Below are 15,586 nucleotides of genomic sequence, written 5' to 3' on the forward strand. Positions count from 1 at the left end.
ACGTTCCTGGGGAGCTTTTATATTATACATTGTGTTTATCCGGAGTAAAATCACTCTTCCTAAAACAGAATAAAAAAAGACCCGGCCGCATGCCAGGTCTTTTTGCGAACAATTATAGTTCATCCATTTGTTGGATGCCTTTTAACGTCCAAGATATCTTTTCTTGTCCTGTCGTTACATACGTTGTGATAACCTTTATCAGATTAACTTTAGATTGAGAGCCCAATATAATTGAAGATTCCCTAATTGCATCTTTAGCAATACGTCCAGTAATCTTCTCGTTATCATTTGTTTTAAACTCAAATACCCTGGTCCTTACATTAGCACCTACCAGTTCACCAACTACTTCAACAATTTCTTCCCCAGTTTCTGATATGTCGCTCAGCACATCTAAAATTGTAGAAGCCTTATTAGGGTTGAATGATATTGATGATTTACCGATAACCGGCGATCTCCATTCGCTTACAGTGAATCAATGTCAGTGTTCGAGGTCTTTAACGAAAGGAGGAAATGGTAAGGCTTCGTAATTAGCAGTATATGACTCAATCATGGATTTTGTTGAAGTAATTTTTTCAATAATATTATCCTGAGTGTTGGTCATTTGCCACACCTCCTAACGTTATAATTTGGTTTTGATTTAATTCTATGATTCCTTTTGCTTCATGTCTTACTTCGTTATACTCTTTCCTTTTAACCAGAGATACCCCACATAGGTCCCTGCCAGGCCAGAAACAACACCGGTTAACACGACTGGCAGCGGCTGGTACGGACCGTTAAATGCAGCCATCATAATGCCGAGCGTAGCGATCATGCCAACCCATATGTTCATAGAAAAACGAGAGAGTCCTGCCGCCAATGCAAAAGGAACAAGCAAGGCAACGATAATCTTACCAATCACAACGTAACATCCTTTCCCTGCCCGGTTTCTACCGGGTCTCCCTGTGATAACTTATCTATCTCTATTTTTGAGTGAAACAAGTCAAACCACTGTCCCTTTACGTATCCTGTTGTCCGCGCATCCGACGCCGCCACGATGCCAAGCTGATGATGATCGCCCTGGTAAAGCGAGCGCTGCACATATTTCACGTGGCCTTCCCGGTTTATGACTTCCATTTTGCAGAAAGCGGATTGCTGCTGCAGCGCCGGATAAATATCTTCGATGGCGTTGACATCATTTCCGTTCACTCTCGTGATAATATCGCCGGTAACAATCTCCATCTCATCCGCAGGACTGCCCGGTATAACCGCAAGCACGCGCACACCTTTATTCAGCTTTACGTAGAAGGGGACTGCCGTCCGCTGCTTCAGCTTGCTGTACAGCCTCATCCATTCGGGAGCCGTAAGCGCAACAATAGAGGCAAGGAGTCCGGCCAGCATCCAGTATTTCGCCGCATAAGCGAGCAGCAGCAGTCCAATTCCATACAGGAATACCGGTTTCGCAGCCCGCCTGACCTTCTCCTGCGGGACCGAAGAGACGGCCAGATCGGTATAGGAGATGGCCGCCGGAAAAGGCAGCAGGCCGAGCGCGGCTGTCCCCCCATAAAACCACGGCCACCAGGAAGACAAAGCGGCAAGCTCATACCTTCCTGCCGGCTCTCCGGAAAATAATAAAACAAGGGGAAAAAACCAAAATTTCCGTATCTGATAAGCCCCGATAATCTGCCCTCTTTTCCCGGCGACGAACGCAGGAGAGAATCCCTGCTCAGCTGAACGGCGCAGCAGGACTCCCTCCACCAGGTGAAGAACCGCAACAAGGGCGAGAAGCGAAGGGGCATGGATCGAACGGAGCCACTCTGCTGCCTGGAACAAGAAGCCGGATGATTCACCGGCGGGAATGAAACGGGCAATAAAAGATAAAATGCCGAGCAGGCCAGCCGCATAAGAAGCACTGAGAAAACGTGACTGGAACAAGGCAAGCACAGCGCTTACAATCCACAGTGCTGCCACGTCAACCGAAGAGAGGGCAACGCCCAGCACAAGCAAAAAGATAGAGGCAGCCAGCCCCCCGGCAGCACCGTACCCGAGTGCCAGAAGGGTTTCCCTCCCGGGTGAAGTAATGCGTACATGAAACAGGCGCCGCTCCGTTATAACGAGCCTGCGATACTGCAGGAAAATAAAAAACAGAAAAAGATAGAAAACAGGGCTCAAAAAGAACTGGGGTATTTGTTTAAGAAAGTCAATGAGAAAAGCGAACCAAAAATCCACTTGCAAGCCCTCCAGGTGTTATAAAAAATAACCACGGCTTTTACCGCCGTGGTTTTATGATTCTACATACTCAGGCCGAATCCCTGCCTGGTTTTTATTTTGCCTCGTTCTTTAGCACGTCAACTGCGGTCTGCAGCTGAATATCATTTTTCTTGTCTTTGATTCGTTTAATGAGCTCCTCCTGCAGCAGGGCGGCTGTTTTCTTATCCACTTTTCCCGTTGCCGGAAGCTGATGATGGCCCTGGAACGTTTTGACCGCTGTTTCTGTACGGCTGTCAAAATATCCATCCTGTCTGCCCGGATTCGAGCCAATTCCGTTTAAAATCAGCTGTAGGTTTTTCACTTCCGGACTGTTCATGTCTTTTGCCAGCTCTTTGCTGTCAGGTATTGCGGTTGCCTTAAAGTAAGCAGGCTGCTCTACCTTCACATCCGGTGTTATCCCTTTTTTATGGATCCAATTGCCGTCCGGTGTCAGCCATTTCGCAATGGTGATTTTCAGCTGGCTGTCATCTTCTAGCGGAAGCGTATTTTGCACCGTTCCCTTACCAAAGCTTTGCGTACCGACTACTTTATAGCCGTTTTCCTTGAGCCCGGCGGCAAGAATTTCAGAAGCGCTCGCGCTTCCCTTGTCGGCGAGAACGACGATTGGATATTTCGCTTTGCCCATCTCGGAACGGAACACTTCCTTCTTCCCGTCCCCGTACTGAACCTGGAGAATAACCCCTTTGTTCGGAACGAGCTGGTTTGCGATGTCAACGACCGAGTTCAACAATCCGCCGGGATTTCCGCGAACGTCCACGATTAATCCACTGATTTGCTTAGCCTCAAGCTTCTTTAGTTCATTCTTAAAGTGACGGGCGGTATTTTCCGAGAACTGGGTGATTTCCAATTTCCCGTACGTCTTCCCGTCCTTCGTAATCGTTTCTCCGTACACTGTCTCAATCGGGATATCATCCCGGACAACGACGACTTTCATCGGTTCCGTTGTACCCGCCCGCACGATTTCAAGCTCGGCCTTCGTTCCTTTTGGCCCGCGAATCTTCATGACGGCATCCGAGAGACTGAGCCCTTCGAGGCTTTTGCCGTTTACTTTGAGAATCTGGTCCTCCGGGTGTAACCCGGCCTTTTCAGCCGGTGACCCTTTAAATGGAGAAACAATCGTTACCTTCTCGTTCTTGAACGTTACTTCGGCTCCGATTCCTTCAAATGTTGATTGTAAGGAAGAGTTAAAGTCTTTCGTGTCTTTCTGGTTCATATAGCTGGAGAACGGATCATCGAGCGTCTTCACCATTCCCTCTATGGCCCCGTCAACTAATTGTACCTTTTGCTTCTTTTCCAATGCCGAGTTCTGAATTAATTGATAGGCTTCGTACACCTTGCCCAGTTCACCATTCGCGCCCTGTCCGGAGCTGCCTGCATTTTGCACGGCATAAGGAGCAGCCACATGGGAGCTTCCCCACGCCTGTCCGATATAATTGTTTGCAGTGAACGTTATGATACTGCCAGAGACAAGCGACAGGATAAGTAAGACAATAAGCGTACGACGTTTAATATACAATCAAGAGCACCACCTTTAAGCATATCCGATTTACTATTAGTATACGGCAAATATACGAATCCTATATCCACCCACGATGAAATTAATTGAAATACGCCATCGGATCTACTTTTGTCCCGTTCTGAATGACGGTAAGATGCAAGTGTGGCCCGGTAGAACGACCCGTGGAACCGACTTCCGCAATTACCTGGCCCGCCGTTACTTGCTGGCCTTCTTTTACAAGAATACCGCCGTTGCGGATATGTCCGTACAGCGTGCTCAGCCCGTTCCCGTGATAAATAACGACCGCGTTGCCGTACCCGTTCATATAACCGGCTGATGCAACCGTCCCGGCGGCTACCGCGTGAATCGGCGTGCCCTGCGGTGCGGCAAAATCCGTACCGTCATGGAACTTCTTATAATGCAAAATCGGGTGAATGCGGTAGCCGAAAACGGAAGAAATGCGGGCACCGGCTACAGGCCAGTAAAATGCGCCGCCGGAATGAACAGCCGGCGGTGTCCAGCTTGTGTCACCTGGATTTGAAGCATGGCGTTGCGCTTCGAGTCTCCGTTTTTCCTCAATCTTCTGCTGAAGTTCATTCACGAGCGCAAGAGATGCCTGTTCCTGGTCGTCTTTAATTTCAACCAGGTCGCCCTCTTTCGCCTCAAGCTCTTTTAAGATGCGTTCCTTCTCCTGCTTCTGTTTCTCAAGCTCCTGGGAAAGGGCCAGCGTTTCCGCCTGCATTCTCTTTAAATTTGCCAGATTTGTTTCAATCTCTTTTTTCTTCTGTTCAATAATATCGCGATCACGTTTATTGTCTTCCAAAATCGTAACATCCTGATCGACAATCGATTTCACCGCATCTAACCGGTCCAGAAAGTCTGCAAAATCCTTTGATCCGAGCAGCACTTCCAAATAAGAAATATCCCCTGCTTCATAAATCGCGGACACACGCGTTTTTAGAAGTGTATCGCGCTTCTCCACACGCTCAATCGCCGCCTGGAGGTCTTTGGCGGCCTCTTCCGCCTGTCCGGTTGTCATCTTAATACTGCGGTTCAGCTCATCTATCTTTCCTTGCGTTTCATTCATTTTCAAGTCAATGCTCATGATGTCTTCCTGCGTGTCCTGCTGTTGAGCCTGCACGCTGGCAATTTGCTTGTCAATCTCATTCACCTTAATTTTCGCCGCCTGGCTTTGCTGCTGAATCTGGCTGATTTGCTTTTTTACTTCAGCTACTTTATTTGCATAACCGGTGACAGGGCTCAATGTTGTTAACAGTACTGCTGTTGCCAGCGGAATCAGGAACTTCTTCGTCATCATTTCCTCCCCATAAACCAACTCTATTTTTATTTGCTAGAAATCTTAGCCTCTTACACACGCAGGAAACGCCGAACAGACATCATACTTCCCCATATCCCGATGAACGCTCCAATTCCGAGCAAAATGAAAGAGATCTGAAAAGCGAGCGGATACAGTGGGAGCAGTTCAACAATAATCGCGAGCTTTCTTTTTACGAAAGTGGTTAAAGAACTGTAGCCGACAATGAGAATAATAATAGGAATCAGAGAGCCGAGAATGCCCATCAGAGCTCCTTCAATAAAGAAAGGCCAGCGGATAAACCCGTTTGTCGCTCCAACAAGCTTCATAATCTCAATCTCACGGCGCCGCGCGACAATTGTTAACCGAATGGTGTTAGCGATGAGAAACATCGCAGTAAATCCGAGCGCAACAATAAAGGCAGCAATGACTATCCGTACCGTATCGGTGACGGCAAACAGCTTATTGGTCGTTTGCTCCTGGTAATTCACTGCCTTCACATTTTCAATCGGCTGAATTTTCTTGGCCAACATTCCCGTTTCCTGCGGTGTTTTCGCTTTTACAATGAGAACATTCGGCAGCGGATTTTCCTTCTCCAAGCCTTTGAACAAGGAGCCTTTGTCACCAAAGCTCTCCTGCATTTTTTTCAGTCCTTCTTCCTTTGTGACAAATGTAACTTGTGCCACTTCAGGAAACTGCCTGATTTTGGCTTCCACTTGTTTGGCCACAGCCCTGTCGGCGGTAACATCAAACGAAACCTTGATTTCGACCTGCTTTTCCACCGTTGCTACGATATGCTGGATGTTCATTGCAAGCAGAAGAAAGACGCCGAGAATAAGAAGGGTAATCGTTACGGCACTAATCGAGGCGAACGTCATCCAGCCGTTCCGTCCGATGTTTTTAAACCCTTCACGGATATGCCGGCCCAGTGTACTAGTCTTCATATCCGTATTCCCCCTTCTGCTCATCGCGGACAATACGGCCTGCTTCTATGGCAATCACGCGCTTGCGCATGCTGTTTACAACGTCTCTATTGTGGGTCGCCATGATAATCGTTGTGCCGCGGCGGTTAATGTCATGAAGGATGCTCATAATTTCATTCGATGTTTCCGGGTCAAGGTTCCCCGTCGGCTCATCGGCGATAATCATGTCCGGATTATTCACAATCGCGCGGGCAATCGCCACCCGCTGCTGCTCTCCCCCGGACAATTCATCCGGCAGGGAACGGACCTTGTGTTTAAGGCGCACCATATCCAATACTTCCATGACACGCGATTTGATAACTTTCTTCGGAGCTTCGATAACTTCCATCGCGAAGGCAACGTTCTCGTATACACTCAATCGGGGAAGCAGTTTAAAGTCCTGAAACACAACGCCGATTTTCCGGCGCAAATAAGGGATTTGCCGTTCTTTCAAGCGGCTTAGTTGAAAGGTATTCAGGACGATTTGTCCCTTCGTCGCTTTCTCTTCCCGGTACATAAGTTTAATGAAGGTGGATTTCCCTGCCCCACTCGGCCCGACTACATAGACAAATTCGCCGTCTTTAATCCGCACATCAATTCCCTGCAATGCGACGGTGCCGTTCGGATAGGTTTTCCATACATCTTGCATTTCTATCAAAAATATCACCCAAACTACATTTATTTTCCAGTATTTCCTCGGAAATGACAGCATTCAACAGCAAACACCTCTACTATTATACCATTTGTCGAGTAAAACGCATGAACAATTGCACATTATTTTCGACAATTTTTATGGAAAAAAGGCCATCTCCTCCTGATTAGGAGAGATGGCCTTAGATATCGTCTTGAATGCTCTTCTATACGAGAAATCGTTCCTGTTTTTAAATAAGCGATACATCGATTTTGCTATAATGGTTCTCTACCCAGAGCTGGCTGGATTTCAGTTGCGTTTCCGCCTGGGCCAGCTGGATTTCCACCTGGTTTTTCGCAGTGCCTCCGAGTACATTCCTTGCATTTACGACCTGGCGCGGATCGAGCGCCGCGTAAATATCCTCTTCAAAAAGCGGCGAGAACTGCTTATACTCTTCTATCGTTAAATCAAGCAAATATTTGCCCTGTTCAATAGAGTAGAGTACGCTCTTCCCTACAACTTCATGGGCCTGGCGGAACGGCATGCCTTTTCCGACCAGGTAGTCCGCAAGATCGGTTGCGTTAGAGAAGTCTTCCGCCACCGCCTGGCGCATGTTTTCTTTCTTCACTTTCATGGTGCGAATCATTGGCGCAAACAGGGAGAGCGCTCCATGAAGGGTAGCAACCGTATCGAACATGCCTTCCTTATCCTCCTGCATATCCTTGTTGTAGGCGAGCGGGAGGCCTTTTAACACCGTAAGCATGCCGATTAAATTTCCGTACACACGGCCCGTTTTCCCGCGCACGAGTTCCGCCACATCCGGGTTTTTCTTCTGCGGCATAATGCTTGAGCCGGTACAGAAGGCATCATCCAGCTCAACAAAGTTAAACTCATTGCTCATCCAGAGAATCATTTCCTCACTGAGGCGCGACAGGTGCGCCATGAGCAGAGAAGCATGGGAAAGGAATTCAATAATAAAGTCACGGTCGCTTACCGCGTCCATGCTGTTTGTATAAACTGCATCGAATTTCAGCAGTTCAGCAACAAATTCCCGGTCAATCGGAAACGTTGTACCGGCGAGCGCCCCCGCTCCGAGCGGCAGGACATTAATCCGCTTCCAGCTGTCCATCAGCCTCTCCGCATCGCGCTGCAGCATCGAGTAATAGGCCATCAGGTGGTGCGCAAACAGCACCGGCTGGGCACGCTGAAGGTGCGTATAGCCGGGCAGAATCGTGTCCGTATTCGCCTTCGCCTGTTCCAGAAGCGCTTCCTGCACCTTCACCGTCAGATCGATAAGTTCAATGACGCGCGCCCGCAGGTATAAATGCATATCGGTCGCAACCTGGTCATTCCGGCTTCTTCCGGTGTGGAGCTTGCCGCCGACAGGGCCGACCTCATCCAGCAGCATTTTCTCCACATTCATGTGCACGTCTTCGTTGGCTATCGTAAATTCGGCGTCACCGGCCTCGATGCGCGCCGCTACTTTCTTCAGCCCTTCAGCAATGACAGTTGCTTCCTCTTCTCCGATAATGCCGCATTTGCCTAGCATAGCGACATGCGCGAGACTACCCGTAATGTCTTCCTTCCACAGCTGCTGGTCGAATTGAATCGAGGCTGTATATTCTTCTACGAGTTTATCCGTTGCTTTGGTAAATCTCCCGCCCCAGAGTTTCATTGCTTAACCGCTTCCTTCTTATCTATTACGACCGCTTTCGGCGTATGATCGAGCTGGTCTTTATTCACCTGCACAAACACTTTTGTCTGCATACCCCACAGCTTGACGAATCCAAGCGCGGCCTGGTGGTCAAACGTATCCTCGGTGCCGTATGTCGCAAGCTTCTCATCATACAGGGAGGAAGCTGATTTTCTTCCGACAACAATCGCATGGCCTTTAAACAGCTTGACGCGAACCGTTCCGGTTACAAAGCGCTGTGTTTCCTCTACAAAAGCTTTTAAAGCGTCTGTAATTGGTGAGAACCAGAGCCCTTCATAAATCACCTGGGAGATTTTTTGTTCAACAATCGGCTTAAACTGTGCTATTTCACGCGGCTGTGTTAAAAATTCAAGCTCACGGTGTGCGAGAATGAGCGTCATGGCTGCCGGCGCTTCATATACTTCACGGGATTTGATGCCGACAAGGCGGTTTTCCACGTGATCGATACGGCCTACCCCGTGCTTGCCCGCAATTTTATTCAACTCAAGGATTAATTCGCTGAGCAGCATCGGCGCCCCGTTTAGTGCAACCGGCTTCCCTTGAACGAATTCAATTTCGATTTCTTCCGGTGTGTCCGGTGCATCTGCCAGTTCAACTGTCAGGTCATAAGCGCCTGCCGGCGGTTCATTCCATGGATTTTCCAGCTCCCCGCACTCGCACGCACGGCCCCATAAGTTCTGGTCGATGCTGAACGGATTATCTAAATCGATTGGAATCGGAATATTATGTTCCATTGCATATTTAATCTCTTCGTCACGGCTCATGCCCCATTCACGGACAGGAGCGACGATTTTGAGTTCAGGATTGAGCGCTGTAATCGAAACATCGAAGCGAACCTGGTCGTTTCCTTTCCCTGTACAGCCGTGTGCGATCGCAACTGCGCCTTCTTCTGCGGCAATGTCCACGAGAACCTTCGCAATTAACGGGCGGGAGAGTGCGGATACAACCGGATATTTTCCCTCATACATTGCGTTGGCTTTCAGCGCCGGAAGTACAAATTCGCTGGCGAACAATTCTTTTGCATCAACTACGTATGATTTAATCGCGCCGACCTGGATGGCCTTGTCACGCACGAAATCGAGGTCTTTTCCTTCGCCTACGTCCAGCGCCACCGCGATGACGTCGTAGTTGTATTTCTCCTGAAGCCACTTAATTGCTACCGATGTATCAAGCCCACCTGAGTAGGCGAGTATAATTTTGTCTTTTGCCATGTTTCTATCCTTCCCTTCTCCACGTCCAATACTTTGGATTCCTTATGCAACATTATGCATCTAAACTAATAAAAATTCAATAGTTTTTTTAAAAAATAGTCTAAATCAAAATTATGAGTCCCAAGAAACAGATACTGGAAATTAAAATAAATCTTCCTTCCCGGTACAACAGCTGTATGTTTTCGTTAAAATAAAGAAAAAGCGGGTAATACTACTCTATGTACATAGAAGAAAGTAGAGTGAGAACACATGGTGAAAACAATGGATACCATTTGGCAGGAGACGATGAACCGTCTTCAGAAGAAGATGTCCGGGCCGAGCTTTGAAACGTGGATCAAAGGATTAACATTGCAGTCATTCGATGAAGCCAATAACCGGATGATCATCGGGGCAGAAAATGAATTTACCCGCCAGTGGATCGAAACACGCATGAAAGACCTGCTTGAAGACACCCTGTTCGAGGTAGCAGGAGAACGATACGTACTTGCCTTTACCGTCACAGTAAAAGATTACCTCCGCTACAGCATGGAACAGCTGCCGCCGAAAGTGGATATGCGGGAGGAAAACGACCGCGCCAGTAGAGAACTGATGGAGCAGGTGCTGGCTGAAATGCAGTCGCTGAACCAGCGGCTGGACAGAGTGGAAACCCAACTGTTAGACATAAAAAATGACATAAAAAAAATAGCCTCTCCCACAAAAATCCCCCGGCCTGTTAAATAGCCGGGGGTTCTTTCCTATCTCATTGTTGCTACAAGAATCGCTTTCTGCGCGTGGAGGCGGTTCTCCGCCTGGTCAAACACCACGGAGTGGCTTCCATCGATAATCTCAGCCGCGACCTCTTCTCCGCGATGAGCCGGCAGGCAGTGCATGAACACATAATCGGGTTTTGCTGACTGCAGCAGCGCTTCGTTGACTTCAAACCCGTTAAACTTCTGAATGCGCTCCTGCTGCTCCTCCTCCTGGCCCATGCTCGCCCACACATCTGTATAAATAATATCCGCACCGGCTACCGCTTCCCGCGGATCCGCCGTGACGACAACCTGGCTGCCTGTCTCGGCCGCAAAACGGCGGGTCATTTCTGTTACACCTGCATCCGGCTGGTATCCTTCAGGGGATGCAACGGAGATATGCATGCCGACTTTGGCTGCGCCAATCATGAGTGAGTGCACCATGTTGTTGCCATCCCCTACATATGCCATTTTCAAACCTTCCAGCTTGCCTCTTTGCTCAAGAATCGTCTGAAAATCCGCCATCACCTGGCACGGGTGCTGCATATCGGTCAGCCCGTTAATAATCGGAATGGAGGCGTAATCCGCCAGTTCCTGTACCATTGCGTCCGAGAATGTACGAATCATAATGCCATCCAGATAGCGTGAGAGCACCTGCGCGGTATCCGGAATCGGCTCGCCGCGCCCGATTTGCAGGTCTCTTCCGCTCATGAACAGCGCCGTTCCCCCCAGCTGGTACATGCCTACCTCAAACGAAACGCGGGTCCGGGTCGATGCCTTATCAAAGATCATTCCAAGCGTCTTGCCGGCCAGCAGCGGATGCGCAATCCCCTGCTTCTGTTCCTCTTTCAGTTTTGCCGCCAGTTCCAGCAAATAGAGAATCTCTTCTTTAGTAAAATCAGAAAGACAAAGAAAGTCTCTTCCTTTTAGTTGTTCTGTCGCTATCATCACTTCACAGGCTCCTTTCTTTTTTCTTCCTGAAGGTATTGTCCTAAATCAATGACATCACCCGCCGCATAGCCGTGTACTTCAAGGTAAGAAGCAAACGTATCAAGGAAAGTGAAGCATGGAACATTGAGAGCAAGCGCCAGCTGGCGAAGCTCAAATCCGAGCCGGCCCCGTTTGTTTCCAAGCGTCGGTGTGTTGACGAACGCTTTTACTGCCCGCTCCCCGCATAGCTGCTTGGCCCGCTCCTGGGTTTCTATCGTTTCAAGTACGTCAATGCCATGTTCTTTTAAGAGCGCCGCCGTTCCCGGTGTCGCAATGATTTGCAGCTCCAGTTCTTTTACTGCTGGAATGTGCGGCACAAAGCTTGTTTTATCTTGATCAGAGAGGGACAGAAGAATCGTATCTCCCTTCTCTAGCCAGTCACAGATGCCTTCCTTCCAGGCGATAGCTTTCCCGATCGCTTCTTCAATCGAATAAGACAGACCGATAACTTCGCCGGTCGACTTCATTTCCGGTCCGAGCGCCGGATCGACACCGTTCAATTTAATCGTCGAGAAAACAGGTCCCTTCACCGCATAGAATGGGATGCGCGGCAGGATGCCCGTGCCGTAGCCCATCTCGGCCAGCTTTTCTCCCATCTGCGCTCTTGTAGCGAGTGCAACCATTGGGATGCCGGTGACCTTGCTTACGATCGGAACGGTGCGGGAAGCCCGCGGGTTTACCTCAAGTACGTAAATCGTGCCTTTATCATCAAGCACAAGCTGGATGTTAATGAGCCCGCACGCTTTCATCTCACCCGCGATGAGCGCCGCATAACGGCCGATTTCATTGCATTGTTCTTCACTTAAATGCGGGGAAGGAAAAATCGCCATGCTGTCGCCCGAGTGCACCCCGGCCCGTTCAATATGCTGGAAAATGCCCGGGATTAGGATGTCTTCTCCGTCACAAATCGCGTCGATTTCTACTTCCATGCCGGATACGTATTTATCGATGAGAAGCGGGAAAAGCGCGCCGGACGATGTGTAACGATTCCAGTCAGCGAAATACTGATCCAGCTCTTCCGGGTTGTTCAGCACAACCATGCCGCGGCCTCCGATAACATAGGAAGGACGGATGAGCACAGGGTAGCTAAGCTCTTCCGCTACCAGGTGCGCCCCCTGCTGGCTGTTCACCCCTTCTCCCGGAATGTGCGGGATGTTCAGCTTGCGCAGCATTTGATAGAACTGTTCCCTGTCTTCCACTGCGTCGATGGCCTCGACTGAAGTTCCATACACATGGACACCCGCCTTCATCAGCTTTTCCGCCAGGTTAATGGCAGTCTGGCCGCCGAACTGCACCATGACACCGTCCACGTGCTCTTTTTCGATAACGTTGAGCACATCCTCGAGCGCGAGCGGTTCGAAGTAAAGCTGGTCGGCTGTATTGTAATCGGTGGATACCGTTTCCGGATTATTGTTGATGACAACAGCGGAAATCCCCTGTTTTCTCAGTGCCTTGGCCGCGTGCACCGAGCAGTAATCGAATTCAATGCCCTGGCCAATCCGAATCGGACCGGAGCCGAGGACGAGTACTTTTTTGCCTGATTTCTTTACAGGCACCTCGTCGCGGCCTTGCCAGGTCGAGTAATAGTACGGGGTAGCGGCAACGAACTCGGCCGCACACGTGTCAACCAGCTTGTAAGCGGGGGTAATGTCCCACACTTTTAGCTGCTCCCGCACTTCTTCAAAGCTAACCCCGCACAGGCTCGCAATCGTGCTGTCGGCAAACCCGCGCAGCTTCGCTTCCTTCAGCAGCTCCGGCGTCATTTTACGCCAGCGCGTTTCTTTTAACGTGTTTTCGATATCTACAATGCGGGCAAGCGCCTGCAGGAAAAAGCGGTCGACCTCCGTTTTTGCATACAACTCGTCTACGCTCATGCCGCGGCGCAGCGCCTCGGCGATATAGAAAATACGCAGGTCGGTCGCTCTTGTCAGCTCAGCGTCCAGCTCCTCCTCTGCCGCATCCTTCACGTACGGAAGCTCGACATGCTGGATGCCGATTTCAAGCGAGCGAACGCCTTTGAGCAGTGCCCCTTCCAGCGTGCGATCGATGGACATAACCTCGCCTGTCGCTTTCATCTGTGTACCGAGCGAGCGATCGGCGTGCGGAAATTTATCAAACGGCCAGCGCGGAATTTTTGCGACCACATAGTCGATGGCCGGTTCAAAGCTGGCGTAGGTGTAGCCGGTAATCGGATTCACAACTTCATCCAGGTGATAGCCGAGCGCCAGTTTGGCCGCCGTGCGCGCAATCGGATAGCCGGTTGCCTTGGATGCGAGCGCCGATGAACGGCTCACCCTTGGATTTACTTCGATTAAATAGTACTGGTCGCTATTTGGGTCCAGCGCATATTGAATGTTACAGCCCCCAACAACGCCCAGTGCCCGGATAACCTTGGTGGCGACCGAACGGAGCATCTGGTACTGGCGGTCTGTCAGCGTCTGGGAAGGCGCAAAGACAATCGAGTCCCCGGTATGGATGCCAACCGCATCGAAGTTTTCCATGTTGCAGACGATGATGCACGTATCGTTCGCATCGCGCATGACCTCGTATTCGATTTCTTTCCAGCCTTTTATGCTGCGCTCGATGAGCACCTGCTGAATCGGGCTGGCGGCAAGACCGCGCTTAGCCACCGTGCGCAATTCCTCTTCGCCGGCGGCAAATCCGCCACCGGCACCGCCTAGCGTGTAGGCGGGGCGGACAATGACCGGATAGCCGATTTTGTTCGCGAAAGACACCGCGTCTTCCACCGTCGTTACGGTTTCGCTTTCAGGAACGGGCTCGCCGATTTCCTGCATCATCCGCTTGAATTCTTCCCTGTCTTCGCCCTTAATAATCGTATCGAGCGGTGTCCCGAGAAGCTGGACATTGTACTTAGCAAGCACGCCCGCTTTGGACAGTTCCATTGCCAGGTTTAACCCGGTCTGACCGCCGAGGGTCGGAAGGACGCCGTCCGGGCGTTCTTTTGCAATGATTTTCTCCACCGAGTCGACGGTGAGCGGCTCCATATAGATGCGGTCCGCCACTTCGTCATCGGTCATAATGGTGGCTGGGTTGTTGTTGACGAGGATGACTTCAACACCCTCTTCCCGCAGCGCGAGGCACGCCTGTGCGCCTGCGTAGTCAAACTCCGCCGCCTGCCCAATTACGATCGGGCCGGAGCCAAGGACGAGCACTTTCTTTATGTCGGGTTGTTTAGGCATAGCTTTTCTCTCCTGTTACCTGGCATTGTTGGATAAACTGCATGAATAGAAAATTCGTATCATCCGGGCCGGCGTGTGCCTCCGGGTGGAACTGTACTGAGAAAACCGGCAGTGTCTTATGGCGCACTCCCTCGACCGATTTATCGTTTACGTTACGGAACGTAAGCTCGAGCGGCGCAGCGGCAAGACTTTCTTCCTTCACCACGTAGCCGTGGTTTTGCGAAGTCATGTACACTTTGCCTGTCTGGATACTCTTCACAGGATGATTGCTTCCCCGGTGTCCGTATGGAAGGCGCTCGGTATCACAGCCGTAAATAAGTGAAATAAGCTGGTGTCCGAGGCAAATGCCCATCGTCGGATAGCTCTCGATAATCTTCTTCAGCTCGGGAAGCTGGGGCTTCAGGTCTTTCGGATTTCCCGGGCCGTTCGAGAGGAAAATGCCATCCGGCTGCAGCGCCTCTACTTCTTTGCGCGTAACATTGTAAGGAACAACCGTTACCTTACAGCCACCCGCAAGCAAATTGTCGAGGATTGATTTTTTATAGCCGTAGTCAATCAGAACAACGTGCGGGCCTTCTGCTTCCGGGCTGTACTGCTGCACCTTCGCCACGGAAACGCCGGGCACGACATGGCCAACCGGTGCAGGCTGGAAGGAGGCCAGCTTTTCTTTGTCTGTCGTCAGCAGGCCATACACTTCACCCTGCGTGCGGACGATATGCGTAATGGCGCGTGTATCAACTCCGGAAAGCCCGCCAATGCCGAATTTTTCCGCGATTTCGGCCAGCGAATGGCCCGATTGGTAATGGCTTGGGCGGCTGCACAAGTCACCGACCAGCATGGCTTTGCATGCCGGCTTGATACTTTCATAGTCTACTTCGTTGATTCCGTAGTTGCCGATGAGCGGGTATGTGAATGTAATGATTTGACCTGCGTAGGAAGGGTCAGAGAAAACTTCCTGGTACCCCGTCATTCCTGTATTAAATACGACCTCTCCTGTGCAATCCTCCGCACGGCCGAACCATTCCCCTTCGAAAATATCACCCGTACTTAATACGAGGTATCCTTTCATCTCTTCCACTCCTTTGCTAGT

14 protein-coding genes are annotated in these 15,586 nt (G+C 50.2%); 1 reads left to right on the plus strand and 13 read right to left on the minus strand.

Annotated elements, in window-relative coordinates:
• Positions 1-112: 112 nt before the first annotated feature.
• The 10 genes from MBEAL2_RS17215 to MBEAL2_RS17255 all read right to left on the minus strand — a co-directional run bounded on the left by MBEAL2_RS17215 (position 113) and on the right by MBEAL2_RS17255 (position 9,578).
• Entirely contained in the window at positions 113-388 is a 276-nt protein-coding gene (locus tag MBEAL2_RS17215; RefSeq protein WP_047153512.1) for a hypothetical protein, read from the minus strand.
• A gap of 90 nt (positions 389-478) precedes the next feature.
• Positions 479-601: a hypothetical protein gene (locus tag MBEAL2_RS33660; protein ID WP_269082486.1), complete on the minus strand. Its 123-nt coding sequence runs from the start codon at positions 599-601 to the stop codon at positions 479-481.
• Positions 602-667: 66 nt separating this feature from the next.
• Positions 668-898, minus strand: coding sequence for a DUF2198 family protein (locus tag MBEAL2_RS17220; protein WP_047153513.1), 231 nt, complete (start codon positions 896-898; stop codon positions 668-670).
• Positions 895-2,205, minus strand: coding sequence for a PDZ domain-containing protein (locus tag MBEAL2_RS17225; protein WP_052947786.1), 1,311 nt, complete (start codon positions 2,203-2,205; stop codon positions 895-897). The genes MBEAL2_RS17220 and MBEAL2_RS17225 overlap by 4 nt, the downstream gene beginning before the upstream one ends.
• A 94-nt stretch (positions 2,206-2,299) precedes the next feature.
• On the minus strand, positions 2,300-3,763 hold the full coding sequence (locus tag MBEAL2_RS17230; RefSeq protein WP_047153514.1) for a S41 family peptidase: 1,464 nt from the start codon (positions 3,761-3,763) through the stop codon (positions 2,300-2,302).
• 82 nt (positions 3,764-3,845) lie between these two features.
• Complete coding sequence (locus MBEAL2_RS17235) at positions 3,846-5,060, minus strand: murein hydrolase activator EnvC family protein (RefSeq protein ID WP_047153515.1); 1,215 nt, start codon at positions 5,058-5,060, stop codon at positions 3,846-3,848.
• Between the two features lie 53 nt (positions 5,061-5,113).
• A complete protein-coding gene (gene ftsX, locus MBEAL2_RS17240) occupies positions 5,114-6,004 on the minus strand; it encodes a permease-like cell division protein FtsX (protein WP_047153516.1) in 891 nt (296 codons plus the stop codon).
• Positions 5,994-6,680, minus strand: a complete 687-nt coding sequence (gene ftsE, locus MBEAL2_RS17245; protein WP_047153558.1) for a cell division ATP-binding protein FtsE — start codon at positions 6,678-6,680, stop codon at positions 5,994-5,996. Before ftsE ends, ftsX begins: the two co-directional genes overlap by 11 nt.
• Before the next feature lie 223 nt (positions 6,681-6,903).
• Complete coding sequence (gene argH, locus MBEAL2_RS17250) at positions 6,904-8,328, minus strand: argininosuccinate lyase (RefSeq protein WP_047153517.1); 1,425 nt, start codon at positions 8,326-8,328, stop codon at positions 6,904-6,906.
• Positions 8,325-9,578: an argininosuccinate synthase gene (locus MBEAL2_RS17255; RefSeq protein WP_047153518.1), complete on the minus strand. Its 1,254-nt coding sequence runs from the start codon at positions 9,576-9,578 to the stop codon at positions 8,325-8,327. Before MBEAL2_RS17255 ends, argH begins: the two co-directional genes overlap by 4 nt.
• Before the next feature lie 261 nt (positions 9,579-9,839).
• On the opposite strand from MBEAL2_RS17255, the gene MBEAL2_RS17260 reads away from it, so the two are divergent.
• On the plus strand, positions 9,840-10,298 hold the full coding sequence (locus tag MBEAL2_RS17260; protein ID WP_161798226.1) for a DnaA N-terminal domain-containing protein: 459 nt from the start codon (positions 9,840-9,842) through the stop codon (positions 10,296-10,298).
• A gap of 14 nt (positions 10,299-10,312) precedes the next feature.
• On the opposite strand, the gene argF is transcribed toward MBEAL2_RS17260, so the two are convergent.
• From argF to MBEAL2_RS17275, 3 genes are read right to left on the minus strand one after another with little or no spacing between them, the layout of a single operon-like run.
• On the minus strand, positions 10,313-11,254 hold the full coding sequence (gene argF, locus MBEAL2_RS17265) for an ornithine carbamoyltransferase (RefSeq protein ID WP_047153520.1): 942 nt from the start codon (positions 11,252-11,254) through the stop codon (positions 10,313-10,315).
• Entirely contained in the window at positions 11,254-14,496 is a 3,243-nt protein-coding gene (gene carB / locus MBEAL2_RS17270; protein ID WP_047153521.1) for a carbamoyl-phosphate synthase (glutamine-hydrolyzing) large subunit, read from the minus strand. The genes argF and carB overlap by 1 nt, the downstream gene beginning before the upstream one ends.
• The gene (locus MBEAL2_RS17275; RefSeq protein ID WP_047153522.1) at positions 14,489-15,565 is read right to left on the minus strand and encodes a carbamoyl phosphate synthase small subunit; all 1,077 of its coding nucleotides are present in this window, start codon (positions 15,563-15,565) and stop codon (positions 14,489-14,491) included. Before MBEAL2_RS17275 ends, carB begins: the two co-directional genes overlap by 8 nt.
• Between the last annotated feature and the right edge of the window lie 21 nt (positions 15,566-15,586).

Source organism: Aneurinibacillus tyrosinisolvens (genome assembly GCF_001015055.1).
In the GTDB taxonomy this organism is placed as follows: Bacteria; Bacillota; Bacilli; order Aneurinibacillales; family Aneurinibacillaceae; genus Aneurinibacillus_A; species Aneurinibacillus_A tyrosinisolvens.

Bases quoted from the DNA above. Each gene is read 5' to 3' on its own strand.
- carB (WP_047153521.1), bottom strand. From the start codon at position 14,496: ATGCCTAAACAACCCGACATAAAGAAAGTGCTCGTCCTTGGCTCCGGC.
- MBEAL2_RS17235 (WP_047153515.1), bottom strand. From the start codon at position 5,060: ATGACGAAGAAGTTCCTGATTCCGCTGGCAACAGCAGTACTGTTAACA.
- MBEAL2_RS17255 (WP_047153518.1), bottom strand. From the start codon at position 9,578: ATGGCAAAAGACAAAATTATACTCGCCTACTCAGGTGGGCTTGATACA.
- MBEAL2_RS17275 (WP_047153522.1), bottom strand. From the start codon at position 15,565: ATGAAAGGATACCTCGTATTAAGTACGGGTGATATTTTCGAAGGGGAA.
- MBEAL2_RS17260 (WP_161798226.1), top strand. From the start codon at position 9,840: ATGGATACCATTTGGCAGGAGACGATGAACCGTCTTCAGAAGAAGATG.
- ftsX (WP_047153516.1), bottom strand. From the start codon at position 6,004: ATGAAGACTAGTACACTGGGCCGGCATATCCGTGAAGGGTTTAAAAAC.
- MBEAL2_RS33660 (WP_269082486.1), bottom strand. From the start codon at position 601: ATGACCAACACTCAGGATAATATTATTGAAAAAATTACTTCAACAAAA.
- argF (WP_047153520.1), bottom strand. From the start codon at position 11,254: ATGATAGCGACAGAACAACTAAAAGGAAGAGACTTTCTTTGTCTTTCT.
- argH (WP_047153517.1), bottom strand. From the start codon at position 8,328: ATGAAACTCTGGGGCGGGAGATTTACCAAAGCAACGGATAAACTCGTA.